1 protein-coding gene is annotated in these 419 nt (G+C 54.4%); it reads right to left on the reverse strand.

What is annotated here, in order from left to right; all coding sequences use genetic code 11:
- Positions 1-51 precede the first annotated feature (51 nt).
- A complete protein-coding gene (chiQ, locus tag DEO48_RS26395; protein WP_032668313.1) occupies positions 52-378 on the reverse strand; it encodes a ChiQ/YbfN family lipoprotein in 327 nt (108 codons plus the stop codon).
- Between the last annotated feature and the right edge of the window lie 41 nt (positions 379-419).

Genomic DNA, 419 nt, shown 5'->3' on the forward strand with positions numbered 1-419 from the left:
GATGACACCTTTGTAGGCCCGGTAAGCGCAGCGCCACCGGGCGTAAAGCACTTATTTATTGTTATTGCGTATCTCGTTCCAGATCTTATCGCAACGCTTCGCCACTTCCTGATCGTTACCGGTTTTACGCGCCTGGATACAGGCCTGGTAATCCATCACGCGGACGTTCTCCTGCGTAGCGAACTGCTCATGCGCTTTCTCTTTCTTCAGCACGTTCAGCACGCTCTGACAGGCTTGAATTTTCTCCGGCGATCCTTCCGCAGTATTTATGCAGGCGCTATACGCCTCCTTCAGACGGGAGTCCTCTTTCGGCGCCTGATTCTGAGCACACGCCACCAGCCCTGATGCCAGCAACGCGACGATTACAATTTTTTTCATCATGTGCAGTCTCCATACCGGCGGGACTCAGCCCCCCGGTG

Origin of the sequence: Enterobacter sp. CGMCC 5087 (genome assembly GCF_003144775.1) — a bacterium.
Classification (GTDB): domain Bacteria; phylum Pseudomonadota; class Gammaproteobacteria; order Enterobacterales; family Enterobacteriaceae; genus Enterobacter; species Enterobacter cloacae_M.

Excerpts from the sequence above, each read along its gene's own strand:
- chiQ (WP_032668313.1), bottom strand. The coding sequence starts at position 378 with ATGAAAAAAATTGTAATCGTCGCGTTGCTGGCATCAGGGCTGGTGGCG.